20 protein-coding genes and 3 pseudogenes are annotated in these 24,067 nt (G+C 63.6%); 13 read left to right on the top strand and 10 right to left on the bottom strand.

Annotated features, from left to right (window positions below; all coding sequences use genetic code 11):
• Window positions 1-52: 52 nt before the first annotated feature.
• Together AC1DE3_RS27075 and AC1DE3_RS27070 are read left to right on the top strand one after the other, a co-directional pair.
• Window positions 53-778, top strand: a complete 726-nt coding sequence (locus AC1DE3_RS27075; RefSeq protein WP_476852951.1) for an SDR family NAD(P)-dependent oxidoreductase — start codon at window positions 53-55, stop codon at window positions 776-778.
• Complete coding sequence (locus AC1DE3_RS27070; protein ID WP_476852950.1) at window positions 750-1,832, top strand: Gfo/Idh/MocA family protein; 1,083 nt, start codon at window positions 750-752, stop codon at window positions 1,830-1,832. Before AC1DE3_RS27075 ends, AC1DE3_RS27070 begins: the two co-directional genes overlap by 29 nt.
• A 270-nt stretch (window positions 1,833-2,102) precedes the next feature.
• Here AC1DE3_RS27070 and AC1DE3_RS27065 read toward each other — a convergent pair whose 3' ends face one another.
• Both AC1DE3_RS27065 and AC1DE3_RS27060 read right to left on the bottom strand, forming a co-directional pair.
• Window positions 2,103-5,225 (bottom strand): efflux RND transporter permease subunit, encoded by a 3,123-nt coding sequence (locus tag AC1DE3_RS27065; RefSeq protein ID WP_476781290.1) that lies wholly within the window; start codon window positions 5,223-5,225, stop codon window positions 2,103-2,105.
• Window positions 5,222-6,346 carry an efflux RND transporter periplasmic adaptor subunit gene (locus tag AC1DE3_RS27060; RefSeq protein WP_476781291.1) on the bottom strand — a complete coding sequence of 375 codons (1,125 nt, stop codon included), beginning with the start codon at window positions 6,344-6,346 and terminating at the stop codon, window positions 5,222-5,224. The genes AC1DE3_RS27065 and AC1DE3_RS27060 overlap by 4 nt, the downstream gene beginning before the upstream one ends.
• 78 nt (window positions 6,347-6,424) lie before the next feature.
• On the opposite strand from AC1DE3_RS27060, the gene AC1DE3_RS27055 reads away from it, so the two are divergent.
• The 3 genes from AC1DE3_RS27055 to AC1DE3_RS27045 are packed head-to-tail and all read left to right on the top strand — an operon-like array spanning window position 6,425 to window position 9,166.
• Window positions 6,425-7,018: a TetR/AcrR family transcriptional regulator gene (locus AC1DE3_RS27055; RefSeq protein ID WP_476852949.1), complete on the top strand. Its 594-nt coding sequence runs from the start codon at window positions 6,425-6,427 to the stop codon at window positions 7,016-7,018.
• 35 nt (window positions 7,019-7,053) lie between these two features.
• Window positions 7,054-8,319 carry a multidrug effflux MFS transporter gene (locus AC1DE3_RS27050; protein ID WP_476852948.1) on the top strand — a complete coding sequence of 422 codons (1,266 nt, stop codon included), beginning with the start codon at window positions 7,054-7,056 and terminating at the stop codon, window positions 8,317-8,319.
• A gap of 25 nt (window positions 8,320-8,344) precedes the next feature.
• Window positions 8,345-9,166 carry an SDR family NAD(P)-dependent oxidoreductase gene (locus AC1DE3_RS27045; protein WP_476781294.1) on the top strand — a complete coding sequence of 274 codons (822 nt, stop codon included), beginning with the start codon at window positions 8,345-8,347 and terminating at the stop codon, window positions 9,164-9,166.
• 241 nt (window positions 9,167-9,407) lie between these two features.
• On the opposite strand, the gene AC1DE3_RS27040 is transcribed toward AC1DE3_RS27045, so the two are convergent.
• Window positions 9,408-10,328 carry a LysR substrate-binding domain-containing protein gene (locus tag AC1DE3_RS27040; protein WP_476781295.1) on the bottom strand — a complete coding sequence of 307 codons (921 nt, stop codon included), beginning with the start codon at window positions 10,326-10,328 and terminating at the stop codon, window positions 9,408-9,410.
• A 174-nt stretch (window positions 10,329-10,502) separates the two neighbouring features.
• Between AC1DE3_RS27040 and AC1DE3_RS27035 the strand changes: the two genes are divergently transcribed.
• Window positions 10,503-11,423 (top strand): alpha/beta hydrolase, encoded by a 921-nt coding sequence (locus AC1DE3_RS27035; protein WP_476781296.1) that lies wholly within the window; start codon window positions 10,503-10,505, stop codon window positions 11,421-11,423.
• Between the two features lie 249 nt (window positions 11,424-11,672).
• Here AC1DE3_RS27035 and AC1DE3_RS27030 read toward each other — a convergent pair whose 3' ends face one another.
• Window positions 11,673-12,581, bottom strand: coding sequence for a LysR family transcriptional regulator (locus tag AC1DE3_RS27030; protein ID WP_476852947.1), 909 nt, complete (start codon window positions 12,579-12,581; stop codon window positions 11,673-11,675).
• A 116-nt stretch (window positions 12,582-12,697) separates the two neighbouring features.
• Between AC1DE3_RS27030 and AC1DE3_RS27025 the strand changes: the two genes are divergently transcribed.
• Window positions 12,698-13,450: an SDR family NAD(P)-dependent oxidoreductase gene (locus AC1DE3_RS27025; protein ID WP_476852946.1), complete on the top strand. Its 753-nt coding sequence runs from the start codon at window positions 12,698-12,700 to the stop codon at window positions 13,448-13,450.
• An 18-nt stretch (window positions 13,451-13,468) separates the two neighbouring features.
• Window positions 13,469-13,789 carry a hypothetical protein gene (locus AC1DE3_RS27020; RefSeq protein ID WP_476781337.1) on the top strand — a complete coding sequence of 107 codons (321 nt, stop codon included), beginning with the start codon at window positions 13,469-13,471 and terminating at the stop codon, window positions 13,787-13,789.
• Here the strand turns inward: AC1DE3_RS27020 and AC1DE3_RS27015 are convergent.
• From AC1DE3_RS27015 to AC1DE3_RS27000, 4 genes and pseudogenes are all read right to left on the bottom strand, one after another.
• A pseudogene (locus AC1DE3_RS27015) lies at window positions 13,790-13,924 on the bottom strand (DUF6538 domain-containing protein); the annotation flags it as partial.
• A gap of 465 nt (window positions 13,925-14,389) precedes the next feature.
• Window positions 14,390-16,321, bottom strand: a complete 1,932-nt coding sequence (locus tag AC1DE3_RS27010; RefSeq protein ID WP_476781328.1) for an AAA family ATPase — start codon at window positions 16,319-16,321, stop codon at window positions 14,390-14,392.
• A 14-nt stretch (window positions 16,322-16,335) separates the two neighbouring features.
• Window positions 16,336-17,142 (bottom strand): metallophosphoesterase, encoded by an 807-nt coding sequence (locus tag AC1DE3_RS27005; RefSeq protein ID WP_476781329.1) that lies wholly within the window; start codon window positions 17,140-17,142, stop codon window positions 16,336-16,338.
• 106 nt (window positions 17,143-17,248) lie between these two features.
• Complete coding sequence (locus AC1DE3_RS27000) at window positions 17,249-17,590, bottom strand: DUF6634 family protein (RefSeq protein ID WP_476781330.1); 342 nt, start codon at window positions 17,588-17,590, stop codon at window positions 17,249-17,251.
• Window positions 17,591-17,856: 266 nt separating this feature from the next.
• Between AC1DE3_RS27000 and AC1DE3_RS26995 the strand changes: the two genes are divergently transcribed.
• The 5 genes and pseudogenes from AC1DE3_RS26995 to AC1DE3_RS26975 all read left to right on the top strand — a co-directional run bounded on the left by AC1DE3_RS26995 (window position 17,857) and on the right by AC1DE3_RS26975 (window position 22,430).
• Complete coding sequence (locus AC1DE3_RS26995; protein WP_476781331.1) at window positions 17,857-18,306, top strand: helix-turn-helix transcriptional regulator; 450 nt, start codon at window positions 17,857-17,859, stop codon at window positions 18,304-18,306.
• A 220-nt stretch (window positions 18,307-18,526) separates the two neighbouring features.
• The gene (locus AC1DE3_RS26990; protein ID WP_476781336.1) at window positions 18,527-18,841 is read left to right on the top strand and encodes an ArsR/SmtB family transcription factor; all 315 of its coding nucleotides are present in this window, start codon (window positions 18,527-18,529) and stop codon (window positions 18,839-18,841) included.
• Between the two features lie 50 nt (window positions 18,842-18,891).
• Window positions 18,892-20,287, top strand: a pseudogene (locus AC1DE3_RS26985) (FAD-dependent oxidoreductase).
• Window positions 20,288-20,340: 53 nt separating this feature from the next.
• Window positions 20,341-20,643 (top strand): hypothetical protein, encoded by a 303-nt coding sequence (locus AC1DE3_RS26980; RefSeq protein ID WP_476781332.1) that lies wholly within the window; start codon window positions 20,341-20,343, stop codon window positions 20,641-20,643.
• 344 nt (window positions 20,644-20,987) lie between these two features.
• Window positions 20,988-22,430 (top strand): DUF1254 domain-containing protein, encoded by a 1,443-nt coding sequence (locus AC1DE3_RS26975; protein ID WP_476852945.1) that lies wholly within the window; start codon window positions 20,988-20,990, stop codon window positions 22,428-22,430.
• A gap of 248 nt (window positions 22,431-22,678) precedes the next feature.
• On the opposite strand, the gene AC1DE3_RS26970 is transcribed toward AC1DE3_RS26975, so the two are convergent.
• Both AC1DE3_RS26970 and AC1DE3_RS26965 read right to left on the bottom strand, forming a co-directional pair.
• Window positions 22,679-23,005, bottom strand: a complete 327-nt coding sequence (locus AC1DE3_RS26970; RefSeq protein ID WP_476852944.1) for a Ku protein — start codon at window positions 23,003-23,005, stop codon at window positions 22,679-22,681.
• A 402-nt stretch (window positions 23,006-23,407) separates the two neighbouring features.
• Window positions 23,408-24,067 (bottom strand): annotated as a pseudogene (locus AC1DE3_RS26965) (hypothetical protein); the annotation flags it as partial.

Below are 24,067 nucleotides of genomic sequence, written 5' to 3'. Positions count from 1 at the left end.
ACCGGATTCCGCGACTGGTCAGCTTGGCCAAGCCAATGGGAGATTGATGGTCATGACATCCGAATTCGCCGGCCAGACGGCGATCGTCACCGGCGGCGCCCGCGGCATCGGCCTCGCCATCGTCAAGGAATTGCTGAGCCGTGGCTGCCGCGTCTCGGTCTGGGATCGCTCGTTCGAAGGCCTAGATATCACCGCGGTCGACTGTTGCGTCGTCGATGTGGCCGATACGGGGGCGGTCGCGGTGGCCTTCGGCAAGACGCTCCTCGCCTTCGGCCGCGTCGATGTTCTGATCAACAATGCCGGGATCAACGGGCCCATCCACAGGGTCGAGGACTATCCGCCGGAGCATTGGCACGATGTGATCCGCGTTGATCTCACCAGCGTCTTCAACTGCTGCCGAGCCGCCATACCCGCCATGCGAGCCGCCAACTACGGACGGATCGTGAACATCGCCTCAATCGCGGGGAAGGAGGGTTCGGCCGGCGCCGCCGCCTACTCCGCTGCCAAGGCTGGCGTCATCGGTTTCAGCAAGGCCGTCGCGAAAGAACTCGCCGAGACCGGCGTGACGATCAACTGCGTCGCGCCGGCCATCGCCGAGACCGACCTCTTCAAGCAAATGACCGCTACGCACATCGCCACCGCGCGCAGCAAGATTCCGATGAACCGCTTCGCGAAGGTCGAGGAAATTGCTGCCGTCGCTGTCTTTGCGGCGAGCCCCGCGTGCAGTTTCACCTCCGGCTTCACCTTCGATGCCAGCGGCGGCCGGGCCACCTACTGAGATGGCTCGGAACCCAATCTCGGTCGCAGTCATCGGCGCAGGCGCGATGGGCCAGCGCCATGCAAGGCTGTGCGCCAGTCACCCTGACTTCGCGCTCACCGCGATCGTCGATCCCGCGCCCTACGCCATGGCTCTCGCAGCCGAACTCGGCGTCGCCGTCTTCGCCGATATTGAGAGCCTGATCGCTGCAAATCCACCCGAGGCCGTGATCGTCGCGACCCCGACCCCACTGCACGAACCGATTTGCCTGGTTGCAGCCCAAGCAGGGCTGCATCTCCTTGTCGAAAAGCCGATCTCCGCAGATGTTTCATCAGCACGCAAGATCATCGACGCTGCGGCGGTGAACGGAATCTCGCTCCTTGTCGGCCACCACCGGCGGCATAACCCGATTGTGGCGGCGGCCCGCAAGATCATCGCCGGCGGTGAGTTGGGCCGCCTGCTCGCGGTGAATATGCTCTGGGCCGTGCGGAAGCCAGACGCTTATTTCGCGGTGCCATGGCGTACGCAGCCCGGCGCGGGCCCAATCCTGACCAACCTCATCCACGACATTGATCTGTTGCGCCATCTCTGCGGCGAGATTTCTTCCGTTACTGCCCATGTTGGGAACATCGGTCGCGGTTTGGCGATCGAGGACACCACTGCTGTCCTGATCCGCTTAGAGACCGGAGCGCTGGCGACCGTCACGGCCAGCGACGCAGCGCCTTCGCCCTGGTCATGGGACGCAAACTCAGGCGAGAATCCGGCGATCCGCATGAGCCGGGCCAACTCGACGCGGTTCCTCGGCACCCAAGCGGCGCTTGAATTTCCCGACCTCAGGGTCTGGCGACATGCCACGGGCGAGGAACCGAGTTGGAACGCCACATCGATCTCCGAGGAACGCCTCGTTACACCGGCGGATGCCTACTATTCACAACTGACGCATTTCTGCTCGGTGATCCGCGACGGCGCCGCACCCGTCTGCTCGGGCGAGGATGGGCTCCGCACGCTTGCGGCCACCTCGGCCATCGTCCAATCGGCGGCCGAAGAGCGCACCATCGTACTCGGGCAGAGCTGAGCCATGCGTGTCGCCCTGATCGAATCGAACTACTGGCATGTTCCGCTCCATCTGGACGCGATCGAGCGCTCGGGTGTCCAATTAACTTCACCGATCGATGGGCGCGCATCCATGTCGAGGCAGCTCCATGGGATCAGTTTTCCGGTTTGAGGCTGAGATGCCGTAGTGCTGCGTCGGTCCTTAGAGACAGAACACCGGCGGCACGCAGGATCGAAGCCGCAAGCCCGGTGCAGGGGTCATAGCCTGAGCTTGCGGAGGCTGGCCCATCGCTTACTCTGCCGCTTCCGCAAAGGCGGGCGGTGAAGTTGCGGCATTCGATCGGGCGTCGACCTTGTCGGCGGATGCCGATGTCGGCTTGATTCTGAACCAGGCGGCGTAGAGCGCCGGCAGGAACAGCAGGATGAGCACCGTGCCGACCGCCGTGCCGCCGATGAGCGTATAGGCCATCGATCCCCAGAAGACCGAATGGGTCAGCGGGATGAAGGCCAGGACCGCTGCGAGCGCGGTCAGGATCACCGGTCGCGTGCGCTGCACTGTCGCCTCGATGACGGCATGGTAGTCGTCCAGACCTGCGATCTGGTTCTCCTTGATCTGGTCGGTCAGGATCAGCGTGTTGCGCATCAGAATGCCGGCGAGCCCGATGAGGCCAAGAATCGCGTTGAAGCCGAAGGGCTGATTGAAGGCCAGGAGCGTCGGGACCACGCCGATCAGGCCGAGCGGCGCGGTGAACAGCACCATCGTCATCATCGAGAAGGACCGCACCTGGAACATAACGACGATCAGCGTCACGGCGATCATCAGCGGGAAGATCTTGCCGAGGGCATCGTTCGCCTTGGCCGCCTCCTCGATCGAACCACCCATGTCGATGCGATAGCCAGCCGGCAGCGCGGCGATCAGCGGCTGGAGCGCGGTCAGCACCTGCTTGGAGACCTCCGGGGGCTGCGTGGCCTCGTTGATCTCGGAGCGGACCGTGATCGTCGGCATCCGATCGCGTCGCTTCAGCATCGGCTCCTCGTAACGGATCTCGGAGTGCCCGATTTGATCCAGGGGGATCTGCCGGCCGTCCTTGCTCATGAGAGAAAAGTCGGCGAGGCGCGTCGGATCGAGACGTTCAGCGCCTGCGCTTCGGGCGATGACCGGTACGTTGCGGATGTCCTCGCGGACCTGCGTGACAGGCACCCCGCTCAGCAGGAACTGGAGCTGCTGGCCGACCTGTGCCGGCGACAGGCCAATCAGGTTGAGACGATCCTGGTCCGGCACAAAGCGCAGCACCGGCGTGCGATTGCCCCAGTCGCGATTCGCTTCCCTGACATCGGGGATGCCGCGCATCACCTGCAGGGCCTGTTCGGAAATCTTGTAGAGCTCAGCCGGGTCGGGACCGACGATGCGAAACTCGACCGGAAACACCGAAGGCGGCCCGAAGACGAACTGCGTGGCGCGGACATAGGCCTCGGGCGCGAGCCCGTTCGAGGTCGCCTCTCGTAGCCGAAGCTTGAGCTCCTCGCGGTCATGAGCGTCGGGCGTCAGCACGACGATCTTGGCGAAGGCCGGATCGGGCAGCTCTGGCGACAGCGCCAGGAAGAAGCGCGGCGCGCCCTGGCCGACATAGCTGGTGACGATCGTGGCTTCCGACTGCTGGTTGAGCCAGCGCTCGACCTTCTGGACCGCGGCGGTGGTGGTCTCGATGCTGCTGCCTTCCGGCATACGGATTTCGACGAGCACCTCGGGCCGATCCGAGGTGGGGAAGAACTGCTGCTTCAGCCCGCCCATGCCGACGCCGGAGAGAGCAAAGGCGATGCCGACGATCGCGCAGGTCAGGAACTTGTGGTCGACGGCGAAGGTGATCAGCCGCCGCAGGCGCCGGTAGTTCGGCGTGTCGTAGATAGCGTGATGGCCGCCGGGGACAGGCGTGATCTCAGGCAGCATCTTGACGCCGAGATAAGGCGTAAAGACCACCGCCACGATCCAGGACACGATCAACGCGAAACCGACCACCCAGAAGATGTTGCCGGCGTATTCACCGGCAGTGGAGGAGGCGAAGCCGACGGGCAGGAAGCCCGCGATCGTCACCAGGGTCCCCGAGAGCATCGGCGCCGCGGTATGGCTCCAGGCATAGGCCGCCGCCTTGATGCGGTCCATGCCCTCTTCCATCTTCACGACCATGACCTCGATCGCGATGATGGCGTCGTCGACGAGGAGGCCGAGCGCCAGGATCAGCGCGCCCAGCGTGATCCGGTCGAAGAAGCGGCCCGTTTCCAGCATGATGAAGAAGACGGCGGCCAGGGTGATGGGGATCGCCGCGGCAACGACGATGCCGACGCGCCAGCCTAGGCTGAGCAGGCTGACGAGCAGCACTACGCCCAGCGCCATCGCGAACTTGATCATGAACTCGTCGACCGACTCAGCGATGTTGACGGCCTGGTCCGTCACCTTTTCAAGCGACATGCCGAGCGGCAATGTCCGGCCGATTGCAGCGGTCTTATTTTCAAGATCCTTGCCGAGCGTCAGCCCGTTCCAGCCGTCCTGCATCACCGCGGCGAGCATGAGGCTGGGCTCGCCCTGATGCCGGATGATGAAGCTTGCCGGATCTTCGTAGCCGCGGCGGACATCCGCGATGTCCGTGAGCTTCAGCGTTCGGCCTCCCGCGACGATCGGCGTGTCAGCGATGGCCTGCACGCCATCATAGGCGCCGTCGACCCGGATGAAGACGCGCGGCCCCTTGGTATCGACCGAGCCTGCGGGCGTGACCGTGTTCTGCCGCTGCAGGGCGGTAACGATGTCCTGGGCGGAAACGCCGAGCGTCGCAAGCTTCGCATAGGAGAACTCCACGAAGATCTGCTGGGGGCGCTCGCCGAGGATGTTGACCTTCTTCACACCGGGCACATGCAGGAGATCCTGCCTGATTGCTTCCGCCTGCCGCGCCAGTTCGCGCTTCGGCATGCCCTTCGCCTTCAGTGCGTAGAGCGCGAAGCTCACATCGGAGTATTCGTCGTTGACGAAGGGGCCGAGCACGCCGGGCGGCAGGTTGCGCGCCTCGTCGGCGAGTTTCTTGCGCGCCTGGTAGAACTCCTCCTGGACGCGGGACGGCGGGGTGGAGTCCTTCAGGTTGACCGTGAGATAGGCATAGCCCGGCCGCGTCGTGGTCTCGACACGGTCGTACCAGGCGAGCTCCTGCAGCCGCTTCTCCAACGGCTCGGCGACGAGGTCCTGCATCTCGCGGGCCGTCGCGCCGGGCCAGACAGAGGTGACGGTCAGCGTCTTGATGGTGAAGCTCGGATCCTCGGCGCGCCCGAGCTTGACGAAGGCGTAGGCGCCGGCCGCGACGAGCAGGAGGATCGTGAAGAGGGTGACGGCGCGTTCGCGGACGGCGATCGCCGAGAGATTGAAGCTCATCGCGCGGCCGCCTTGATGTTCGAGGAAGCCCGGACCTGCTGGCCTTCGCGCAGGAGATGCGCCCCGAGGGAGACGATCTGGCGCCCGGCCTGCAGCCCCGAAACGACCGCCGTCTCGCTTGTGACGCGAACGAGACGCACGGGTTGGAACGTCACGACGGAGGCCGCATCGTCGAGAAGCCAGACGCCGGTCTTCTGTCCGTCGTCCAGAACCGCTCCGAGCGGAATCTCCGTCTCAGCCTCGGTCGCCGTATCGGACAAGCGGATCGTCACGGTCGCGCCCAGCGGCGCCAGCGCGGCCTCGCTTTCGAGGACGTAGCGTGCCTCGTAGGTCCGGGTCTGTGGATCGGCAGAACCGGACAACTGGCGCAAAGTGGCGCGGAAGCTGCGCCCCGCGACGCCGTAGAGCGTCGCCTGCGCGGTGGACCCGAGCGGAGGCCGCATCGTTTCGGGCAAGGCCACCAACGCTTCCCGCGGGCCCGTTTGTGCGAGACGAACGACCACCTGTCCCGCCGCGACGACCTGCCCGGGCTCCGCCAGGGTCTCGACGATGATCCCGTCCGCATCAGCGACGAGCACGGCATAGGTCCGCTCGTTTTCCGCGACATCCGCTGCAGCCTTAGCGGCTGCGGCCTGGGCCTTGGCGGTATCGAGCGCGGCCTTCGCCTGCTCGTAGCGCTGCGGGCTGGCGGCGAACCCGTTCTTGACGAGGACCGCGTAGCGCGCTTCGTCGGCCGTTGCCTGCGTCAGCACGGCCCGAGCGGCGATGGCGGCGTTGCGCTTGGCCGTCAGCGCCAGCTCTAGGTCCGTCTCGTCGACCCGCAGGAGCGGCTGCCCCGCCTTCACCGACTGGCCGACATTGACCAGCCGCTCGACGACCTTGCCCGGGACCCGAAAGCCGAGATTGCTTTGGACGCGTGCCGCGATGACGCCCGTGAAGCGCCGGTCGGCACCGAAAACCGGGCTCGCCGTCGACACGCGGACGACCGGCGGCTCCTGTCGGGGGTCGACGGCTGCCGAAGGGGCGGACTTCTGCCCGATCAGCAGGACGGCGCCCCCGATTCCGGCGGCGATCACGATGCCACCGACTGCGAGCAGGGCGAGCCGGAATTTCCTTGTCATGGCGCTTACCAAATAGATTGCGTACGACATCTATGACTGTTATAGAGTTCGTACGCAATCTAATTTTCGGAGCAGGGCATGCGGGTCTCTCGGGAGCAGGCGGCGCAGAACAGGGAGCGGGTGATCGAGACGGCGAGCCGGCTTTTTCGCGAGCACGGCTTCGACGGCATCGGTCTCAAGGACCTGATGGCGAGCGCCGGCCTGACGCAGGGCGGCTTCTACAAGCAGTTCGCGTCGAAGGACGAACTGGCCGCATTGGCGTCGCGGCGAGCGATCGCTAGTGCGGCCGAGCGCTGGTCGTCGGCCGTCGCTTCTCGGCCGGATGACCCGTTCTCGGCCGTGGCGGAATTCTACCTCAGCCCGGAGCATGTCGCGGAACGCGCCGAAGGATGCCCGTTCGTCGCGCTCGCATCCGACGCGGCGCGGCAGGGCCCGGAGGTGAAGGCCGAGTTCGAGGCCGGCATCCGCGCGAACCTCGACATGATCGCAAGCCTGACCGCGGAGGAAGACCGTGACGCTCTTCTGGCGAAGGTGTCGATGATGGTCGGAGCCGTCCTGCTGTCGCGGACGGTCAACGACGAGACGCTGGCGCGCCAGATCCTGAACGCGGCTGGCTCCCAGATCGCCGCCCATGCGAAGCCGCCCGGTGGCAAGCCGGGGCGCGTGCAGTGAGTGCCGCGGAAGCGGCGCTCGACGGACCGTCGCAGGTGTCCCAAACGGGCCTCGACCCGCTTCGATCCGAGGCCCGCGAAGTCAGCGGTCCCATCGTCCTGCTGCTTGCGGGTCTGGCCGCCATCGGCACGCTTGCGACGAACATTATCCTCCCGGCTTTTCCACGCATGGCGGCCGAGCTTGGCCTGACGGACACCCAGCTCGGAATTCTCCTCAGCAGCTTCTTTCTCACCTTTGCGCTGGGCCAACTGATCGTCGGCCCGCTCTCGGATCGTTTCGGAAGAAGGGCGCTGGTTCTCGGCGGCCTCGCCACCTTCTTGGCGGGAAGCATGATCGCCGCACAAGCTGACAACCTGTTCTGGCTCGTGCTCGGGCGGGTCGTCCAGGCCATGGGGGCCTGCGCCGCATCCGTACTCGCCCGCGCGATCGCCCGAGATTTATTCCAGGGGGAGGCCCTGGGCAGAGTACTGTCCCTCACTATGATCGCTGGTGCCGTCGCGCCCGGCTTCTCGCCGCTTCTGGGAAGCGTCCTCGTCGATCTGTCGGGCTGGCGAGCGAGCTTCATGTTCGTCGCCCTCTGTGCGGCAGCGCTGGCACTGCTCTACCTACGGCGGGTCGGCGAGACCCATCCTATTGACGCCAGGAGCACGCTCGGGCTCGGCGGTGTGGCGGCCTCCTATCGGTCCCTCCTGGTCGACGGTCGCTTCCTGCTGCCGGCGCTCTCGGTCAGCATGGTGCTGGGCGGCTTGTTCAGCTTCTTTGCCGCGGCGCCCGGCGTCCTGATGGGGCAGCTCGGACTGACGCCGCTTCAAATGGGTCTGTCCTTCGCGGCGACGGTGCTGATCGTCTTTGCAGCCGGGTTCCTGGCGCCTCTGCTTGCGCAGCGCCATGGCGACCGGACCACCGGCCTCGCGGGGCTGATCATCTTCGCCGCCGGCGCGCTGGCGATGATCGCGGTCGCGTCGCAGCCATCCTACCTGACCTTCACCGCGGCACTTTCGATCGTCCTCTTCGGCATGGGACTGATCAATCCACTCGGCACGGCGATCGCGCTGCAGCCTTTTGGCCGCCAGGCCGGCTCGGCCTCTGCCCTGCTGGGCTTCCTGCAGATGGGCAGCGCGGCCATCGGTTCGACGCTGGCGAGCGCGATACCCCTGTCGCCATCGGTCTCGCTCGCCATCGTCATGACGGCAGCCTCGGTCGGCGCGCTCGCGGCCTTCGCTCCCGTCTACCGCGACCGTCCGCGACGCGAAATTCAGCCTTCCGTCATCATCGAAGCGCGGGCCTCGAACGAGGCATAGGGGCATTTACTCGAAAGGTCACCACATGCAGAACGTGAGCGGTTCCCCCGCTGGACGCACCTTGGACGCGCCCTCGGGAAAATGGGCCCTCGTGACGGGCGCATCGAGCGGCCTCGGCGTAGAATTCGCCGAGCTTCTGGCAGCGCGAAAGATCAATCTCGTGCTCGCGGCGCGGCGACGCGAGCCGATGGAAAGACTCGCCTTCGAGCTTCGCCGGAAGCACGGCGTCGAGATCCATGTCGAGCCGGTCGACCTCTCCGTTCCCGGCGCTGCCGGCGGCTTGAAAGAGAAGCTGGATACGGAAGCGCTGCGGATCGATCTCCTGGTCAACAATGCCGGCTTCGGCCTGCATGGAGACTTTCTCGATACGCCGTTCGCGCGCACCGCCGAGATGATCCAGCTTAACGTGACGGCGCTGACCGAGCTGAGCTACGTCTTCGGGCGGGACATGGCCAGCCGAGGCTCCGGCGAGATGCTTCTCGTCGCCAGTCTGCTGGCCTTCCAGCCTGTTCCCATTTATGCGGCCTATGCCGCGACGAAGTCCTATGTGCTCTCCTTCGGCGAAGCGCTCCACGATGAGTTGCGTTCATGTGGCGTCGTCGTAACTACGCTCTGCCCCGGCCATACCGAAACCGGGTTCGATGCGGCTGCCGACGCCAGCGTCTCGCCGATGCTGCGTAGGCTGACCATGAAGCCTCGCCCGGTCGCCGAGGCTGGACTGAACGCTTTGGCTCGGGCCAAGCCATCCGTCATTGCGGGTGTGCTCAACAAGATCGTCGCATTCTCGAACCGCTTCACCACGCGATCGATGCAGCGGGCTTCGATGCGAAAGGTGATGGCGCCATGAGACGATGTTCCCAGCTACTCAAGGAGGCAGATTGCGTCGAGCGGGCGAGTTCCCATAGTGCTGGAATGACGGCCTGAGAGCTCCTGTCGATGACGTCACAGAGAGCCATTCGTTGATGCGCCAGGAGCGGACATCCGACCCCCGCCGAAAGCAGACGCTCGCGGCGCGCGACGAGACCACGGCTGCCACTAGGTATCGCAACAGTGCCTGAAGATCGAAGCGGAGACCGAGGCCGATCCGTTCAGCGCGCAACTTGGTGATCAGGAAGTCGCCGCCAGAAATCCAGGAACGCCCTTAGCTTCGGCAATTCGCGTGCCTGGCCGGGGAAGTAAATAAAAAAGCCCGGCATGGTCGGCATGAACCGTTCTAAGCAGGGCACCAGCAGCCCTTGGGCGAGCTGCGGCGCCACGTTGGCGGCGACGTTGTAGACAAGACCGATGCCCGAAACCGCAGCCGACACGCTAAGGCCGGCCTCGTTGACGATCAGCGATCCGGGAACCGCAACATCGTACTCCCGCACCTCGCCACTGTCCTGCACTTCCGCGAACTGCCAGCGATAGAGTTGACCTTGGGACTGCCGGAAGTTGATGCAGTTGTGTTCGGCCAACTGCTCGGGGTGCAGGGGAATGCCATAGGCGGCGAAATAGGCGGGGGAGCCGGCGACGATCATCCTCGACGGCTCCGTGAGCCGGACCGCCACCATGTCCTGCGCGATCGTCTCGCCGATGCGGATACCGGCGTCGTACCCCTCGGCCACGATGTCGATGAAGCTATCCTCTATTGCCAGTTCGAGCTCGATATCCGGATGCGCAGCCGCGAACCCGGTCAGCATCGGTTCGACAGCCGGGCGCGCCACCGAAGGAAGGTTCAACCGCAGCAGGCCCCGAGGCCTCTCTCCTAGAGTCCTTGCCGCCTCGAACGCCGCTGCCACGTGCGAGACTGACGCCTTGGCATGCTCCAGGAACAGTGCCCCGGCCTCGGTCAGGTTCACGGAGCGCGTGGTTCGTGCCAACAGCGGCGCACCGACACGCTCCTCTAGCCGCTTGACGGTCCAACTCACTGCGGCGGGTGTGACCCCGAGCTCCAGCGCGGCCGCCGTGAAGCTTCGCTTCTCGGCCACCTTGGTGAAGGCGACGATGCCGTCGAGCAGGTCAGCGACCATTATCAAATCCTGTTTGAAGGCCCTTCAAGATATGCGCAGATTGCCAAATATGTCGACGGCGACCAGCTTTGGCTTTCATCAAGGGCAGCTGGCATGGCACACACGTCGATCAGCAGACGCACTTTCGGTCTGGCGGCCGGTGCGGCGGCATCGGCCCTTCCGACAGGAGCGATCATGGCACAGCCTCTCACCGCCCAGGGTGGCCCCAAGCCGGTCACCGTCAGCTTTCCCAGCGGGGACAGCTACGTCGTGGCCCACCTCTACCTGCCCGAGGGACACGATACCGCTCGGCAGTATCCGGCCGTTGCCGTAGGTGGCTCGTTCACCTCTGTGAAGGAGCAGATGGGCGGCATTCACGCAGGCGAGCTGGCCCGCCGTGGCGTGATGGCGTTAGCCATCGACTATCGGAATTACGGACAGAGTGGCGGCGCTACGCGTCAGGTCGAGGACCAGGCGATGAAGGTCGAGGACCTGTCCGCGGCGCTTCGCTTCCTATCCGCTCGCCCGGACGTCTCGCGTACCGGCCTCCTGGGCGTCTGCACCTCGGGCGGCACAGCCCTCTATGCCGCCGCGGTCGATAAGCAGGTCGGCGCCGTCGCGACGGTGGCTGGGTTCTTCTCCGACGCCGGCACGAACGAGATGATCTTCAAGGGCCCCGAGGGAATCGTACGGCGCCGCGCCGAGGGGCGCGCGGCTCTCAAGCGCTTTGAGGCGACCGGTATCATCGACTTCATCCCCGCCTACGATCCGAACGATCAGACCGCGGTCAGCATCAGCCCGAGCCAGTATTACATGGACCAGTCACGCGGCGGTGGTGCCAGGCCGTGGCGCAACGCCTTCGCGGTCATGGGCTGGGAGAAATGGCTCGATTTCGATCCCGTGGCGCAGGCGCCGCGGGTGACCGCCCCGACCCTGGTCGTCCATTCCGATGGCGCGGCGTTCCCTGGCCAGGCGCGCAAGGTGTTCGAGAGCCTCGCCGGCCCGAAACAGCTTCACTGGTCGACCGGCGCTCATTTCGACTTCTACGATCAACCCCAGCAGGTGCGTGAGGCCGCCAACCGCGTTGCAGACCATTTCCTAACCCATCTGTCCTGATTGCGAGGCTGGGGTCTTCAAAGGCAGGTCGGGCAGGTGATGATCGGGGTACGGCTTGGTTTCGTTGCCGTGTTGAAGCTTGTAGGGATCGACGGCGGGATTTCTCGACCAAAGTACGCTCGGGACCGATCGTCTCGACCTCTGTAGTGCGCCACAAGCGGACTCCAGGACATTGCCCGAAAGCCGACCCAAACGAGCTTGGGTCTTGCGCATGACGGAGTATTTGCGTGGCGCCGCGTAACGCGTGCCTTACATTGTCGCCTTCATAGCCAACTCTTTCTGAAATCCGGCGGCGAGATGATCGATCAACGCCCGGACCGCCGGTGGCAGACCGCGCCGGGTCGTGAAGACTAAATGCACGATGCCCTTGAGCCCGTGCCACGCTGGCAGTACGCGGACGAGGCGCCCGTCGGAAAGCGCCTCACGGCAGACATGATCAGGCAGGATCGCGACGCCCAGCCCGTCGATAGCGGCCTGGCGAACCGCCATCATATCGGCGCAACCCATCCGTGGCGTGATACGGATGGCGCGAGTGCCGCCGTCTTCGGATTCCAGCTGCCATTCCAGATCGTCCGCATCGTCACTAGTCGCGAGGGTGGGCAGCGCGGCCAACTGGGCAACGTCGGCCACCTGGCTCGCGAGCCGTGGCGCGGCGACGAGAATGCGTGTCGAGAGCCCGAGCGTGCGCATCGTCAGGGCGGCGTCGCTCGTCAGGGCCGCGCGAACCCGCAGCGCCAGATCGATCCGCTCCGCGATCAGATCGACGGGCCGGTCAGTCGCAACGAGTTGCAGACGCACCTTGGGATATTTGGCCAGGAAGGACGATATCAGGCCCGAGATCGGCTCCAACATGCCGGTGGGACAGCTGAAGCGGATGCGGCCATGCGGTTCCGACTGAGCCTGCATGACCAGCGCCTCGGCCTGCTCCGCCTCCGCCATGATCGCCCGGCAGCGATCGTAAAAGGCAAGGCCCGTATCGGTCACGCGGAAGCGCCGGCTCGATCGTTCGATCAGCCGCAGCCCGAGCCGCTCTTCCAGCGCTGCAATGCGCCGGCTGAGCTTCGATTTGGGTTCGCGCAGCGCCCGGCCTGCCGGGGCGAAGCCACCGTGAGCCACGACCTCGGCGAAATAGGCGTAGTCGTTCAAGTCGATCTTCATCATCGTTCCGTTTGTGGAACGATGAGTGCCATATTCGGCGACTACACGCATCATCGTTCTTGTCACATTTGAAAAGGGCGGCGGCGCTTCGTCGCTCGGTTTCAAGGAGACGAACAATGACGAGCAAATTCGACGACAAGGTCGTGGTGGTGACGGGCGGGACGAGCGGCATCGGCCTCGCAACGGCGAAGGCTTTCGCCACCGAGGGCGCATCAGTGTTCATCACCGGCCGCCGGCAGGACGCGCTCGACGCCGCGGTGAAGCAGATCGGCGGCAAGGTCACCGGCGTCCGCGGTGACATGTCGAAGCTCGCCGACATCGATCGGCTTTACGATGCCATCCAGCAGAAGCACGCGCAGATCGACGTGGTCTTCGCCAATGCGGGCGGTGGCGAAATGGCGCCTCTCGGCGCGATCACCGAAGAGCATTACCAGCGCACTTTCGACACCAATGTGAAGGGTGTGCTCTTCACCGTCCAGAAGGCGCTGCCGCTACTGAAGGACGGGGCTTCCGTTATCCTGACCAGCTCAACCACCAGCATTTCCGGCACGCCGGCTTTCAGCGTCTATTCCGCCACCAAAGCCGCGGTACGCAACTTCGCCCGGAACTGGATTCTCGATCTCAAGGATCGGCACATCCGCGTCAACGCGATCAGCCCCGGCGTGACCGAGACGGCAGGGCTCGACGAGCTCTTCGGTGGTGGCGAGCAGGCGAAGGGCACCAAGGATTATCTCGCCAGCCTGATCCCTGCGGGCAGGGTCGGGCAGCCTGAGGAGATCGCCAAGGCCGTTCTGTTCCTTGCTTCCGATGAAGCGAGCTTCGTCAACGGCATCGAGCTCTTCGTCGATGGTGGCCAGGTTCAGATCTGAGTTGCAGACCATCATTGGATGACCGCAGCCGGCGGCAGCCTTTCCCTTCACAGACCAGAAGCGCATGTAGCGATCACGGTGCGCACGGAATGTCGCCTGATCGGACATGTGGTCCTTGGGCCTGCGCACTTCGTCGATGAGGATCGCGCCTGTGAACCTGGGCAGCCGACGCAGCATGTCCTCGTGATAGAGCTGCGCCTCGAACCACAACGCGACGTCCGCCCAATCCTTCATGCTCCAATCGTGGCCCTCGATGAGAACCACGACCGGCCTGGGTTCCTGCCGTGCCGCCGCGAATTGCTTCTCGACCTCTGCATTCACGATTCCAGCCAGGCGTAGTGCCTCGCCCTGATCGCTCGTTTTCAAGGATCTTTGGATGCGTTCTTTTCCGAACGCGGCCTGAAGCTCATCCGGTATCCGACGAACGTAGTGGTAGGTGCGCTTTCGCAGAGCAACGTAATTTGGAATCGACATGCGCCGCCCGTGTTATGCAATTTGTTATGCAAAACGTCCCGCAAGGAGCGGCAGCGAGCAAGCTCGCTGGACAGCTAAGGCCTTGATTTTGGTGGATTACGGCCGGAAATGGCGCTCCCTAGGGGACTCGAACCCCTGTTTTCGCCGTGAGAGGGCGACGTCCTTTTGCCCCCCTCTTCACACCTATCACCTCATACCAATCAAGCCAGCATTCGCATTCTTGGGCACCCAGTCCGCCATCCGCCATACTGCACCCCACCCTTTTGGCGCTCCAAGCTCGGTTGAAGGGCAAAGGGGATTAGGTGGTTCACGCGGGGGTGGCCGGCGCGCCCCCAAATAGCGCTGTAGCCGGCCCACTCCTGCGTGAATCGCCGGGTGCAGTACAATGCTTGAATGGTGAGCACCGACGATCGGCAACTATCCGTTCGAGTGCTGCCATTGACATCGTGCTGACGCGCTCAGAATTTATGCTTCAGCGGATTGTCGGATACTCTCCGGCCGTGGCCGGACGCATGCGAACAGCGCGACCGTATCAACGCCTGTGAGGCGCTTCCCTTCGAGCAATTGCTCCGCCGCGAGCCCTACCGCGCCGCAGTTGTCCTGTACGAGCGAGCACGCCCTCGCCATTTGCTCGTCCAGAACGAGTTCGACCCGCTCGCGAACGGCTTGTGAGGTATGAAGTAATCGAAGCAGCTCCGGCTCTCCGTCACCCGCCAGGAAAGCCAGCCCGTCGCCGAGCCCGTATGACGCTTCGATCCGGAGCGCGACCAGGGTCGCCAGATGGAGATCGCTACCCCGGGCTCCGCCGCCGCCAGCAGAGCGACTGCCCAAGATGACCTCTTCCGCAGCTATACCGGCCAGCAGAAAACATATCTCGCCGAGCAGGCTCTGGACGGTGATCTCGGTGGCCTGCGTCTTGCCGACCCGAACACGACCTATTGATTGATATTCGCCAGCGGAATCTACCTGTCCGCGGATCTCGGCAAACTCGAAGGGCTTTTCCAACGCGACGGCCGCAATCACGTGCCCGGCCTCATGCACGGCCGCACGGCGCAACATCGCGGCGGGAATCGAGACCGTCGACGGAAGCGATGACTCGAGATCGGAGACGGAGACCATCCGTCGAGCCCGGCGCGCTGATCGACGGGCGTCGCGGACGAGTTGCTCCAAGGCAGCGCCGCTCCAGCCGTCGGTACGCTCCGCAATGACAGAGAGATCGTCGCTTTGAAGTGCCCCAGCCAGATGCCAGCGGATGATACCCTCGCGCGCCGGGCCATCGGGGAGCGGGATACGAACATGACGATCGAGGCGTCCCGGCCGAACAAGAGCGGCATCCAGCCTCTCCGGGTAATTGCACGCACCGACGACGATCACGCCCTCTCGCCGTTCGGCGCCATCGATGCATTCAAGCAGGCCTGAAACCGCCTGTGTGTGGTACTGACTATTGTATTCGTTGCTGAATTTCTCTCTGTCGCCGGCGGCGTCGATCTCGTCGATGAAGATGATGGACGGCGCATTCTTGCGCGCTTCGTCGAAAGCCGCCCTCATCGCCCGGAGATAATCACCGAGATGGCCGTGCGCCTGCCAACGCGCCAGCGAGGCTAGAACAAGATGCACGCCACAGCTTGCCGCGAGCGCCTTTGCGAAGGTTGTCTTGCCGGTTCCGGTCGGACCGCTGACAAGTATCCCGTGATCTATGTCCTCCCAGCCGATCTTTCCCTCTCGCCAATCCTGGAGATCTCGCACGAGTTCACGCGCCCAATCCCCTACTTCGCCAAGGCCATGCAGATTCTCGATCCGAAATTCCCGGTCCTTGACCGGGCTGCGGTCCTTCAGAGCTTCCCTCATATGATCGAGAGATTGGGACACCGGCCGGCCGCGCCATAGCATCGAACCGACGAGAGCCAGAGGCATCGCGGCAAGCTCCTCCGCCTGCTGCAAGCTCATCCGCTGCTTAAGGCAAATACGACCGGCCCCCATGAGGTGACGGACTTGAGGACGGTCCAACCTCACTACGTCGTCGACCGCAGCCATCATCGCATTCGAAACCTCGGCCACGTCGTTCGCAAGAATGACGAGACAGTCGTGCTTCAGCAGGTCGTCGAGAGCGGACTCCTTTCGCTCCTTTCGCCAGTGATCGGCAGCGACCACGATCTTCGCGTCATCGCCGAAATCGAAGCCGTCGAACCGATTGGGTTTCGAAAACGCGAAGTTCGCTGCCTGCCGATAGTCCTCGACGTCGACATCGTCCGGGACGATTAGGACGAGCGCGAGGGTGCCGCCGCGGCGCAGATACGACCGGCAACCACGGATCGTCGCGCAGTAGGCCAGAAGGCGCCCAACGCTCCGGGTAATGTTGGCGCGATCCCGCAGGACTCGACCATTCCGTTTCCTCATCGGCCTGTGTCCCGTCAGCGAGAATTGCGAAATGGAGGGAGTTCGACGACGAGGCGCGGATTGAGAGCGGGGTTCTCGTGTCCTCCTCCGGGGCGCGGATAGCCGGCCTGGTTGGAAAGGATACGCGTCTGACCGACCCAGTAATCGTGAGAAGCGTGATCGTGCCCGTGGATCCAGAGTTCGGGACGGTAACGTTCAAGTACGTCGGTGAGGTCGGAGGCGAAAGCGGGCGACAGTGCATCACCTCGGTACCGTGGTTGAACGGAGCCTGGATGAGGAGCGTGGTGCGTGACCACCACCGTGTTCCCGTCGAAAGGCTCCCGAAGGCGCTCGACGATGAAGTTCAGATCGAGCGCATGGAACGCCGCAGCGTGCGTCGGCAGGAAACGCATTCTTCGCTGGTCTTCGACGATCTCGATCAAGCGATGGTCGTTCATTCTCATGAGCGCCGCCTGTCGCGCGCTTTTGGGGTCTCCCAGCAGGGCGTAATCGGTCCAGAGCGTGCAGCCGATGAAGCGCGTATCGGCGACGGTCACCATTCCGGGCGCCAACATGTGGATTCCGGCCCGCTGGGCCAAGATCTCTCCCGTGCTCAGGGATTCGGCGAGTTCCGCTCCATAGAATTCGTGGTTCCCCGGGACGAAAACGACGGGCCGCCCCTTGAGCGTGCCACTCCGTTGCCGATCGATCCACGCAATCGCATCCGCGATCGGTCGCCCAATATCGCCGGCGAATACGGCGACATCGAAATCCTCGATGTCATCGGGAAGTGCGAAGGAACCGAATTCTAGATGGATGTCGGATAGGACGAGAAGACGCATGCATCATTCCTATTGGCCGCGTCGGCTGCGGAACGCGCGCGACGATACGTTGGAAGCCGGAGGTGATTTTCTCGGTTCCCTCGACGGATTTCGTTGAGCGGAAACTTCAGCCGCCGGGCGCCGACTTGATGTGCGTGCCGAGCCGATACCAGCGAGACCGCGTCCTCGCCCAGCCGCGCTCTGCATCGATCAGAACGAGGTCGGAGGTAACGACCCGACGCCCTGCTCCCGCCAGCAGCGGATGTCCGGAGACCTCGCCAGCCAGGCAATAGGCGGGCCTTGACGTCACCAGCCATCGATCAAGCATCGGCGCCATCGTGAGTTCCGAACTGGCCGGGGCTTTGGTGGCGCAGAACGTCTTCAAGTCGGCCACGAGCCGCGTCAGTCGCTCGATCTCAAGTTCAAGCCCTGCCCGCCGGTCCGACCAAGCCAGATCTATTGGATCCATCGGAATGCCGTTCCTGCGAGGACCCACCCTCCTGGAATTCGACCAGCGAACTGCCCGTCGCCCTCGCGGCGACGTGACGAGTTCGAGAATGGCGGTCTCGAAAGAGCTCCCTCGATATCCTGCGCGTTGAAGCATCCTCGGCCGCCGACGCTTGGACATGCAGCCGCCCGAATCTCATCCCGAACCGGCCGGCCGACGGTCGGCAAGCGGGCCATTGCCCTTCCGACGCCCTGATCGAATCCCACAATTACAACGGCTTCCATTGCTTGGCCTTCCCGTTCCGGATCCTTGATGATTCGCTGAATCCTATCGGGCCGACCAAAATCCGTCTACTGAATTTGGCCAATTTTGGCCACACATGTCCGATATTGGACATAGAAGGCCAATATCGGACAATTGTTGACAAGCTGGATTCCGGGCCGTTCGCGTGCGATGCCATGCGCATGGTCCCTGGCGCTAACGTATTGAAAGCGGCGAGAATTGCGCTCGGATTGAGCCCGGAAGAACTGGCCGAGGAAGCCGGCATCAGCCGCCGGACACTTGGGCGAGTCGAGACCCATCCTCGATCCCCTCAATATCTGAAGGGTGCCGCGATGGTTCAAAAGGCGCTGGAGGATCGCGGCGTGGAGTTCCTCAAGGCCCGCGCTAAAAAGGGGGAAGGCTTTCGGCTACCCTTGGCCCTCACGGACACGGACTCCCAACCCGCTGCGGAGTGACCGACACCTCGACGTTGGCGGTCGGAGCCTATGATTCGGAAACCTTGGCCTGGGCGCTTGCCTCGAGTGGTTACCGCGAAACCCATCGGCTTTAGACGTGACTGCCCTCAAGATTGACGGAGTTGAAGGGCCTCATGGGTTTCAAGGTTGAACGATATTTCCGTATTTTTGGAAATACGGATTGAGTCACCGTTCTGCCCGCCGCATGGTTCCGATCATGATGATCACGCAAGACGCGGCAGCAAAGCTGGAGGCCCTCGGCAACCCAACCCGGTTGTCGCTCTACCGCCTCCTGGTGAGGGCGGGACATCCCGGCCTGTCCGTGGGTCAGTGCCAGCAGCGCCTCGAGATCGCAGGGTCCACGTTATCGCACCACCTGAAGGCGCTGATCATCGTCGGCCTGGTCAGTCAGGAACGCGATGGCACCACGCTGATCTGCCGGGCGAATTTCGACCGCATGAACGAACTGGTTCAGTTCCTCATCGCCGAATGCTGCGCCGACGCTGGGTGTGCCTCCGAGCAGACTGCGGCATAAATTTTTTCGGCCCTATTTCAGTATTTCCGGTTTCACGGGAAGATGCGAAGATGGCTACCACGACGATCGCGATCATCGGGGCCGGCCCTGTGGGTCTCGCCGCGGCGGCCCATGCTCTGGAACGCGGCCTCGTCCCGATCGTTTTGGAGCGCGGTCCTGCGGCCGGACATGCCATCCGGCAATGGGCTCATGTTCCGATGTTCTCGCCCCGGGGCCCTCAACATCGACAAGGCGGCTGAACGTCTCCTCGAGGCGTCGGGTTGGACGCGCCCCGATCCGGATCGTTTCCCGACGGGCGGTGACCTGATTTCGCAGTACGTCGCCCCTCTAGCCGAACGACTGCGGGATCGGATCAAGCTCAATGCCGAGGCGATCTCGGTCTCCCGGGCGGGATACGACAAGGTCAAGACGGATGGCCGCGAGGCAGCGCCGCTGCTGGTGCGCTATCGCGACGGGGTACGCTCGCGAGCTTGGCCGTCGACGCCGTCATCGACGCATCCGGCACCTGGTTCTCGCCAAACCCGGCTGGCGTCGGCGGTTTGCCGGCGATCGGCGAGATCGAAGCGACCGAGCATATCGCCTACGGGATGCCGAACATCTCCGGGGAATCCCGATCGCGTTGCCGGGAAACAGGTCGCGGTGCTCGGCGGAGGCCATTCGGCCATCGGCACCCTCATCGCGCTATCAGAGCTTCAGGCCGAGAATCCCGCAACCAAGATCACCTGGCTCTATCGGGGTCCGATTCTGGCGAAGGCATTCGGTGGCGCCGCCGCCGACCAGCTCGCCGCCCGCGGCGAACTCGGTCTCCAGATCGCAGATCTCGTCAAGCAAGGCCGTATCAGGACCCACACCGGCTTTCGGCTGGAACAGATCGAGCGCGATGCCTCCGGTCTGCGCCTGATCTCAAGCGACGAAAGCAAGCAGGCCGTCACCGTCGACGAACTCATCGTCGCGACCGGTTTCCGCCCGGAACTGGCTCTGCTGCGCGAGTTGCGCGTCGAGCTCGATCCCGCGCTCGAATGTCCGCCAAGCCTGGCGTCGCTGATCGATCCCAACGTCCACTCCTGCGGAACGGTGCGTCCGCACGGTGTCGCCGAGCTCGCCCATCCGGAACCGGGCTTCTACATCGCCGGCATGAAGTCCTATGGCCGAGCGCCGACCTTCCTGCTCGCGACGGGGCATGAACAAGTCCGCTCGATCGTGGCAGAACTCGCCGGCGATCACGTCGCGGCCCGGCGCGTCGAACTCGTCTTGCCCGAGACCGGTGTTTGCAGCGCGACGCCCGGCGGGCCGTCGGCTTCGACATCGAGCTGCTGCGGAGGCCCCGCGCCAGCGGCCGTCGATGCCTGCTGCGCCGATGACGCGGCTGCCAAGCAATCCGGGAAGGCGGGATGCGGATGCTCGTCCAGCTCCCGCGAAACCACCCGTGAGACGGCAGAAGCCTGATGTCCAGCCTATCGCTACCTATACCCGCTCCCACTGGAGGGCGCGGTCTCGCGTTGATCACGGCGCTCGGCGTCACTCAGGTCGCTGGTTATGGCGGCCTGTACTACGCCTTCGCCGTACTGGCTCCGAAGATGACCGAAAGCTTCGGCTGGTCCCCGGAGTGGACATATGGCGGGTTCGCTGCCGGGCTGCTGATCGGCGGACTGGTCGCGCCCGTTGCTGGGCGATTGATTGATCATTACGGCACCCGGCTGATGATGACCCTCGGGTCGGTGCTTCCGGTAGCTGAAACCGAGACCGACACTGAGGTGTACGCCTTTTCGGCCGTCGCGTTGAGTGCGGCGCTGATCGCCTGACCGGCAGTCGAGATCGAACCCTGCCGCGGCTGGCCCCGCTGGAGCGTCTTATCCTCGACTTACCGACGCGCCGTGCAGGATATGGCCGAGACGACCGGGATCTCGGCCGCGCACTGGATGCCGCGGAATGCCGCAGGGTTGGCACAAAATGAGTAGTCTTGCTGTCGGATTGCTGCTTTGCCGCACAGGCGGAATTCACCAAGCTCGCGGAATGACCAAGGGCGGACATGCAAGCATGGCTGGATCGACCATTCCTGCATTGTCGTCGATCATCGAGATAGCGTAGCGTTACCTCAGTCTGCGCGTGTTTGACCACAAGTTGCGAACCGGAAGGAAGTCTTCAGATGCTGACGAAACGCGATCTGCTTGGCTCGGCTGCGATGGCCGCATTCGCCGCCGCCACAGTGAAGTCCAACCCGGTTTTTGCGCAGAACAAGGCCGAATGGCCCGACATGTTTGAAGCCAAGGACATCGCCGAGGCAGGATTCATCTACGGCCTGCCTATCGTGATGAACTATGCCATCATGTATGAATACGCGATTGATCGGAGTTCTGGGCAGTTCAAGGCTCCGTTCAATCAGATCAAGAACGAACCGAACGTCTTCACCTACAAAGATACGGCCATCGTCACGCCAAACAGCGACACGCCCTATTCCTTCGTGTGGATGGATTTGCGGGCGGAGCCGGTGGTGCTCTCGGTGCCGGCGATCGACCCGAAGCGTTACTACTCGGTCATGCTCTGCGACGGGAATACCTACAATTACGGCTATATCGGCACCCGGGCCACGGGGAGCGAGGCCGGCGACTACATGGTGGTCGGGCCCGACTGGAAGGGCGACACCCCGGCGGGCATCAAGCAGGTCTTTCGTTCGAGCACACAATTTTCCCTTGCGGGTTATCGCACCCAGCTTTTCGGCCCGGATGATCTGGACAACGTCAAGAAGGTGCAGGCTGGCTACAAGGCGCAGATGCTCTCGGCCTATCTGAAGCAGACGCCACCACCGGCCGCGCCAACCATCGACTTCCCCAAGATCGATAAGGAACTCGTGAAGACCAACTTCCTCGATTACCTCGACTTCGCGCTGCAATTCGCGCCGGCGCAGGGTAATGAGAGGGAGATACGCGCCAAGCTGGCACGCATCGGCGTTGGACCCGGCAAGACCTTCAACTTCAAGGACCTCTCTCTGGAGCACAAGCTGGAGATCGGCCTTGGCATGAAGGAGGGCCAGCGGAAGGTCGATGAGGCCGTCGCCAGTGTCGGCAAGGCGATCAATGGCTGGCGGCTCAGCGGTCTTCCCGGCGATAGCGCCCACTATAATGGCGACTGGTTGAAGCGCGCCGTCGCCGCGCAGGCCGGCATCTATGGTAATGACCCGGCAGAAGCGACCTATCCGTTCACGCGCGTCGACAGCGACGGCCAGACGCTCGACGGCAGCAAGCACAATTACACGCTGACCTTCCCGGCGGGACAATTGCCACCGGTGAATTCGTTCTGGTCGCTGACGATGTATGACGGCAAGTCCCAACTCCTGATCGAAAACCCGCTCAACCGCTATCTGATCAACTCGCCCATGCTGCCGGCCATGAAGACCAACGCCGATGGATCGCTGACGCTCTACATCCAGAACAAGTCTCCGGGCGCCGACAAGGAAGCCAACTGGCTGCCTGCTCCGAACGGGCCGATCTACTTGGTGATGCGGCTCTACTGGCCGAAGACAACGCCGCCTTCGGTGCTGCCAGCGGGCGAAGGAACCTGGCAGCCGCCCGGACTGCAACGCGTCTCGTAACCCCACAGGGAATACGGTGCCGTGGCCGGGGGCGCCCGAAAGCGCCTCATGGCCTGGGCTCGGGCGAACTTCCGCATTCCACCCTTCTGCGACCTTCGGAACGTCTGCTCAGGGGCGAGATCCCGGCGACCTTCCAGGAGCCGGTAGATGCCGGGCGAGGCGGGCACGCCTCACCAAAATTCTCGGCCGCACCAAGGAGGCGGAAATCCTTCCGAGTCAGATACTTACTGAGGCCTGGGTGGTCTTTGCTACCTAATGCCGGATTTTTCCGCAGGGGTGAAGGCGGCAACAGCGAGGATCTTGGTGCTCTCGGGGACGGCCTGGGCGATCTCGTCGGACTCGATCTCGACGTAATGGTCTTTCTCGAATTCGAAGCCCTTGATCTGGTGTTCACGGTCAACCGCCTCGCCGGTGACGGGGTCGATGAACTCACGTCGTAGCCGATGCCCGGTATCGCGATTGATCATATTGAACGACACGCGCTCCGCGGTGCTTGCACCGGTATAGAGCGCCACCGGACAACTGATCTCGCCGAATCTCAGGTTGCCCTTCCAGTTCGCACGCGCCGCGACCATGGCACTCTACTCCCGACGCAACACACCACCCGATTCAATGCTGAGCTGGCAGGTTCCAGCGGCAAGAAAGAGCCCGCCAGAACGACCGGCGGGCCAAGTTAAGGAAAATAGGCTCCTTCCGACCAAAGAAGCAGCCTTAGGAAAGAACTTCCCAAGCGACAGATTGTTGCGGGGGTCGGCAGTCGGCGACAGAAAGCCCGGCCCCGCATAGCGAGGCCAGGCGAAAAAACGGCGCCGAGCCGCACACGCCATCGGGGGAAGACGGCTGCTCGGCGCCACGCCGCATCGAAGGCGCTCGGAGAGAATGGCTGGAAATCGTGAACGATCCACGAACGACCGCAATCTGCCCCGTTGAAGCGTGACAGGGCGAAAAGTGCTAGATTGGGCTTTCCGATGCCGATCTCAACGCCACCCTCCGCCGTCGACCTCGGACAGTGGTCTCGAAGGACCTGCGGCGCGCGCCGATGCGCATGATGCCGCCGCAGCGGTGTCCAATTGAAGGGTAATCAAATCGGCCAGCTCGGCCGCCAAGTTTGATCCGGTCCGCAGTTCGCCGTTTGCTGAGTAGGCCCATTTCACAGCAGTCGTACGGGCGTCGATCAGGCGCGTGCTGACACGCCACTTATCCGCTGCCTGGCGAATGCTGCCTTCAACAAAGTACCGGTGCGGAATTTGCCTGCCTCGGTCACCGGCCACCGAACTAACCGGCCCATTTTCCGCAAAAACCTGCAGGTTCTTCTGCTTTGCGAGGCTCGTCAGCACTTCCTCGGACAAGTCAGCGGCGAATGCCACGCCTTCCGGTGCGGATGACAAACTGACGAACGGCCTGACGGTCACCTGTGGCTCAAGCGTCTCAAGCGCCTGATCGGACACCGGGAATTGGGGCGGGAGTTGCTCTCGCGTAGCCAAGACAACGACGACCAAGTTCAGAGCTATTGCACACAAAAGGCCGCAGGCCAGTACGCCGGGGCGGGTCATCAATTCCGTACGTGATGATCGGCTTTGGCGGGGTGTCTCCCACGGCCCGGCTTCGTCCAGCACCGGCGTATCGATAACACGCCA

It is taken from the genome of Allobosea sp. 10L417 (assembly GCF_056395485.1).
The sequence above is the reverse complement of the archived record's forward strand: the minus strand, read 5'-3'. Positions and strand labels throughout refer to the sequence as shown.

Bases quoted from the DNA above. Each gene is read 5' to 3' on its own strand.
- AC1DE3_RS27075 (WP_476852951.1), top strand. From the start codon at position 53: ATGACATCCGAATTCGCCGGCCAGACGGCGATCGTCACCGGCGGCGCC.
- AC1DE3_RS27070 (WP_476852950.1), top strand. From the start codon at position 750: ATGCCAGCGGCGGCCGGGCCACCTACTGAGATGGCTCGGAACCCAATC.
- AC1DE3_RS27065 (WP_476781290.1), bottom strand. From the start codon at position 5,225: ATGAGCTTCAATCTCTCGGCGATCGCCGTCCGCGAACGCGCCGTCACC.
- AC1DE3_RS27060 (WP_476781291.1), bottom strand. From the start codon at position 6,346: ATGACAAGGAAATTCCGGCTCGCCCTGCTCGCAGTCGGTGGCATCGTG.
- AC1DE3_RS27055 (WP_476852949.1), top strand. From the start codon at position 6,425: ATGCGGGTCTCTCGGGAGCAGGCGGCGCAGAACAGGGAGCGGGTGATC.
- AC1DE3_RS27045 (WP_476781294.1), top strand. From the start codon at position 8,345: ATGCAGAACGTGAGCGGTTCCCCCGCTGGACGCACCTTGGACGCGCCC.
- AC1DE3_RS27040 (WP_476781295.1), bottom strand. From the start codon at position 10,328: ATGGTCGCTGACCTGCTCGACGGCATCGTCGCCTTCACCAAGGTGGCC.
- AC1DE3_RS27035 (WP_476781296.1), top strand. From the start codon at position 10,503: ATGGCACAGCCTCTCACCGCCCAGGGTGGCCCCAAGCCGGTCACCGTC.
- AC1DE3_RS27030 (WP_476852947.1), bottom strand. From the start codon at position 12,581: ATGAAGATCGACTTGAACGACTACGCCTATTTCGCCGAGGTCGTGGCT.
- AC1DE3_RS27025 (WP_476852946.1), top strand. From the start codon at position 12,698: ATGACGAGCAAATTCGACGACAAGGTCGTGGTGGTGACGGGCGGGACG.
- AC1DE3_RS27020 (WP_476781337.1), top strand. From the start codon at position 13,469: ATGACCGCAGCCGGCGGCAGCCTTTCCCTTCACAGACCAGAAGCGCAT.
- AC1DE3_RS27010 (WP_476781328.1), bottom strand. From the start codon at position 16,321: ATGAGGAAACGGAATGGTCGAGTCCTGCGGGATCGCGCCAACATTACC.
- AC1DE3_RS27005 (WP_476781329.1), bottom strand. From the start codon at position 17,142: ATGCGTCTTCTCGTCCTATCCGACATCCATCTAGAATTCGGTTCCTTC.
- AC1DE3_RS27000 (WP_476781330.1), bottom strand. From the start codon at position 17,590: ATGGATCCAATAGATCTGGCTTGGTCGGACCGGCGGGCAGGGCTTGAA.
- AC1DE3_RS26990 (WP_476781336.1), top strand. From the start codon at position 18,527: ATGATCACGCAAGACGCGGCAGCAAAGCTGGAGGCCCTCGGCAACCCA.
- AC1DE3_RS26975 (WP_476852945.1), top strand. From the start codon at position 20,988: ATGCTGACGAAACGCGATCTGCTTGGCTCGGCTGCGATGGCCGCATTC.
- AC1DE3_RS26970 (WP_476852944.1), bottom strand. From the start codon at position 23,005: ATGGTCGCGGCGCGTGCGAACTGGAAGGGCAACCTGAGATTCGGCGAG.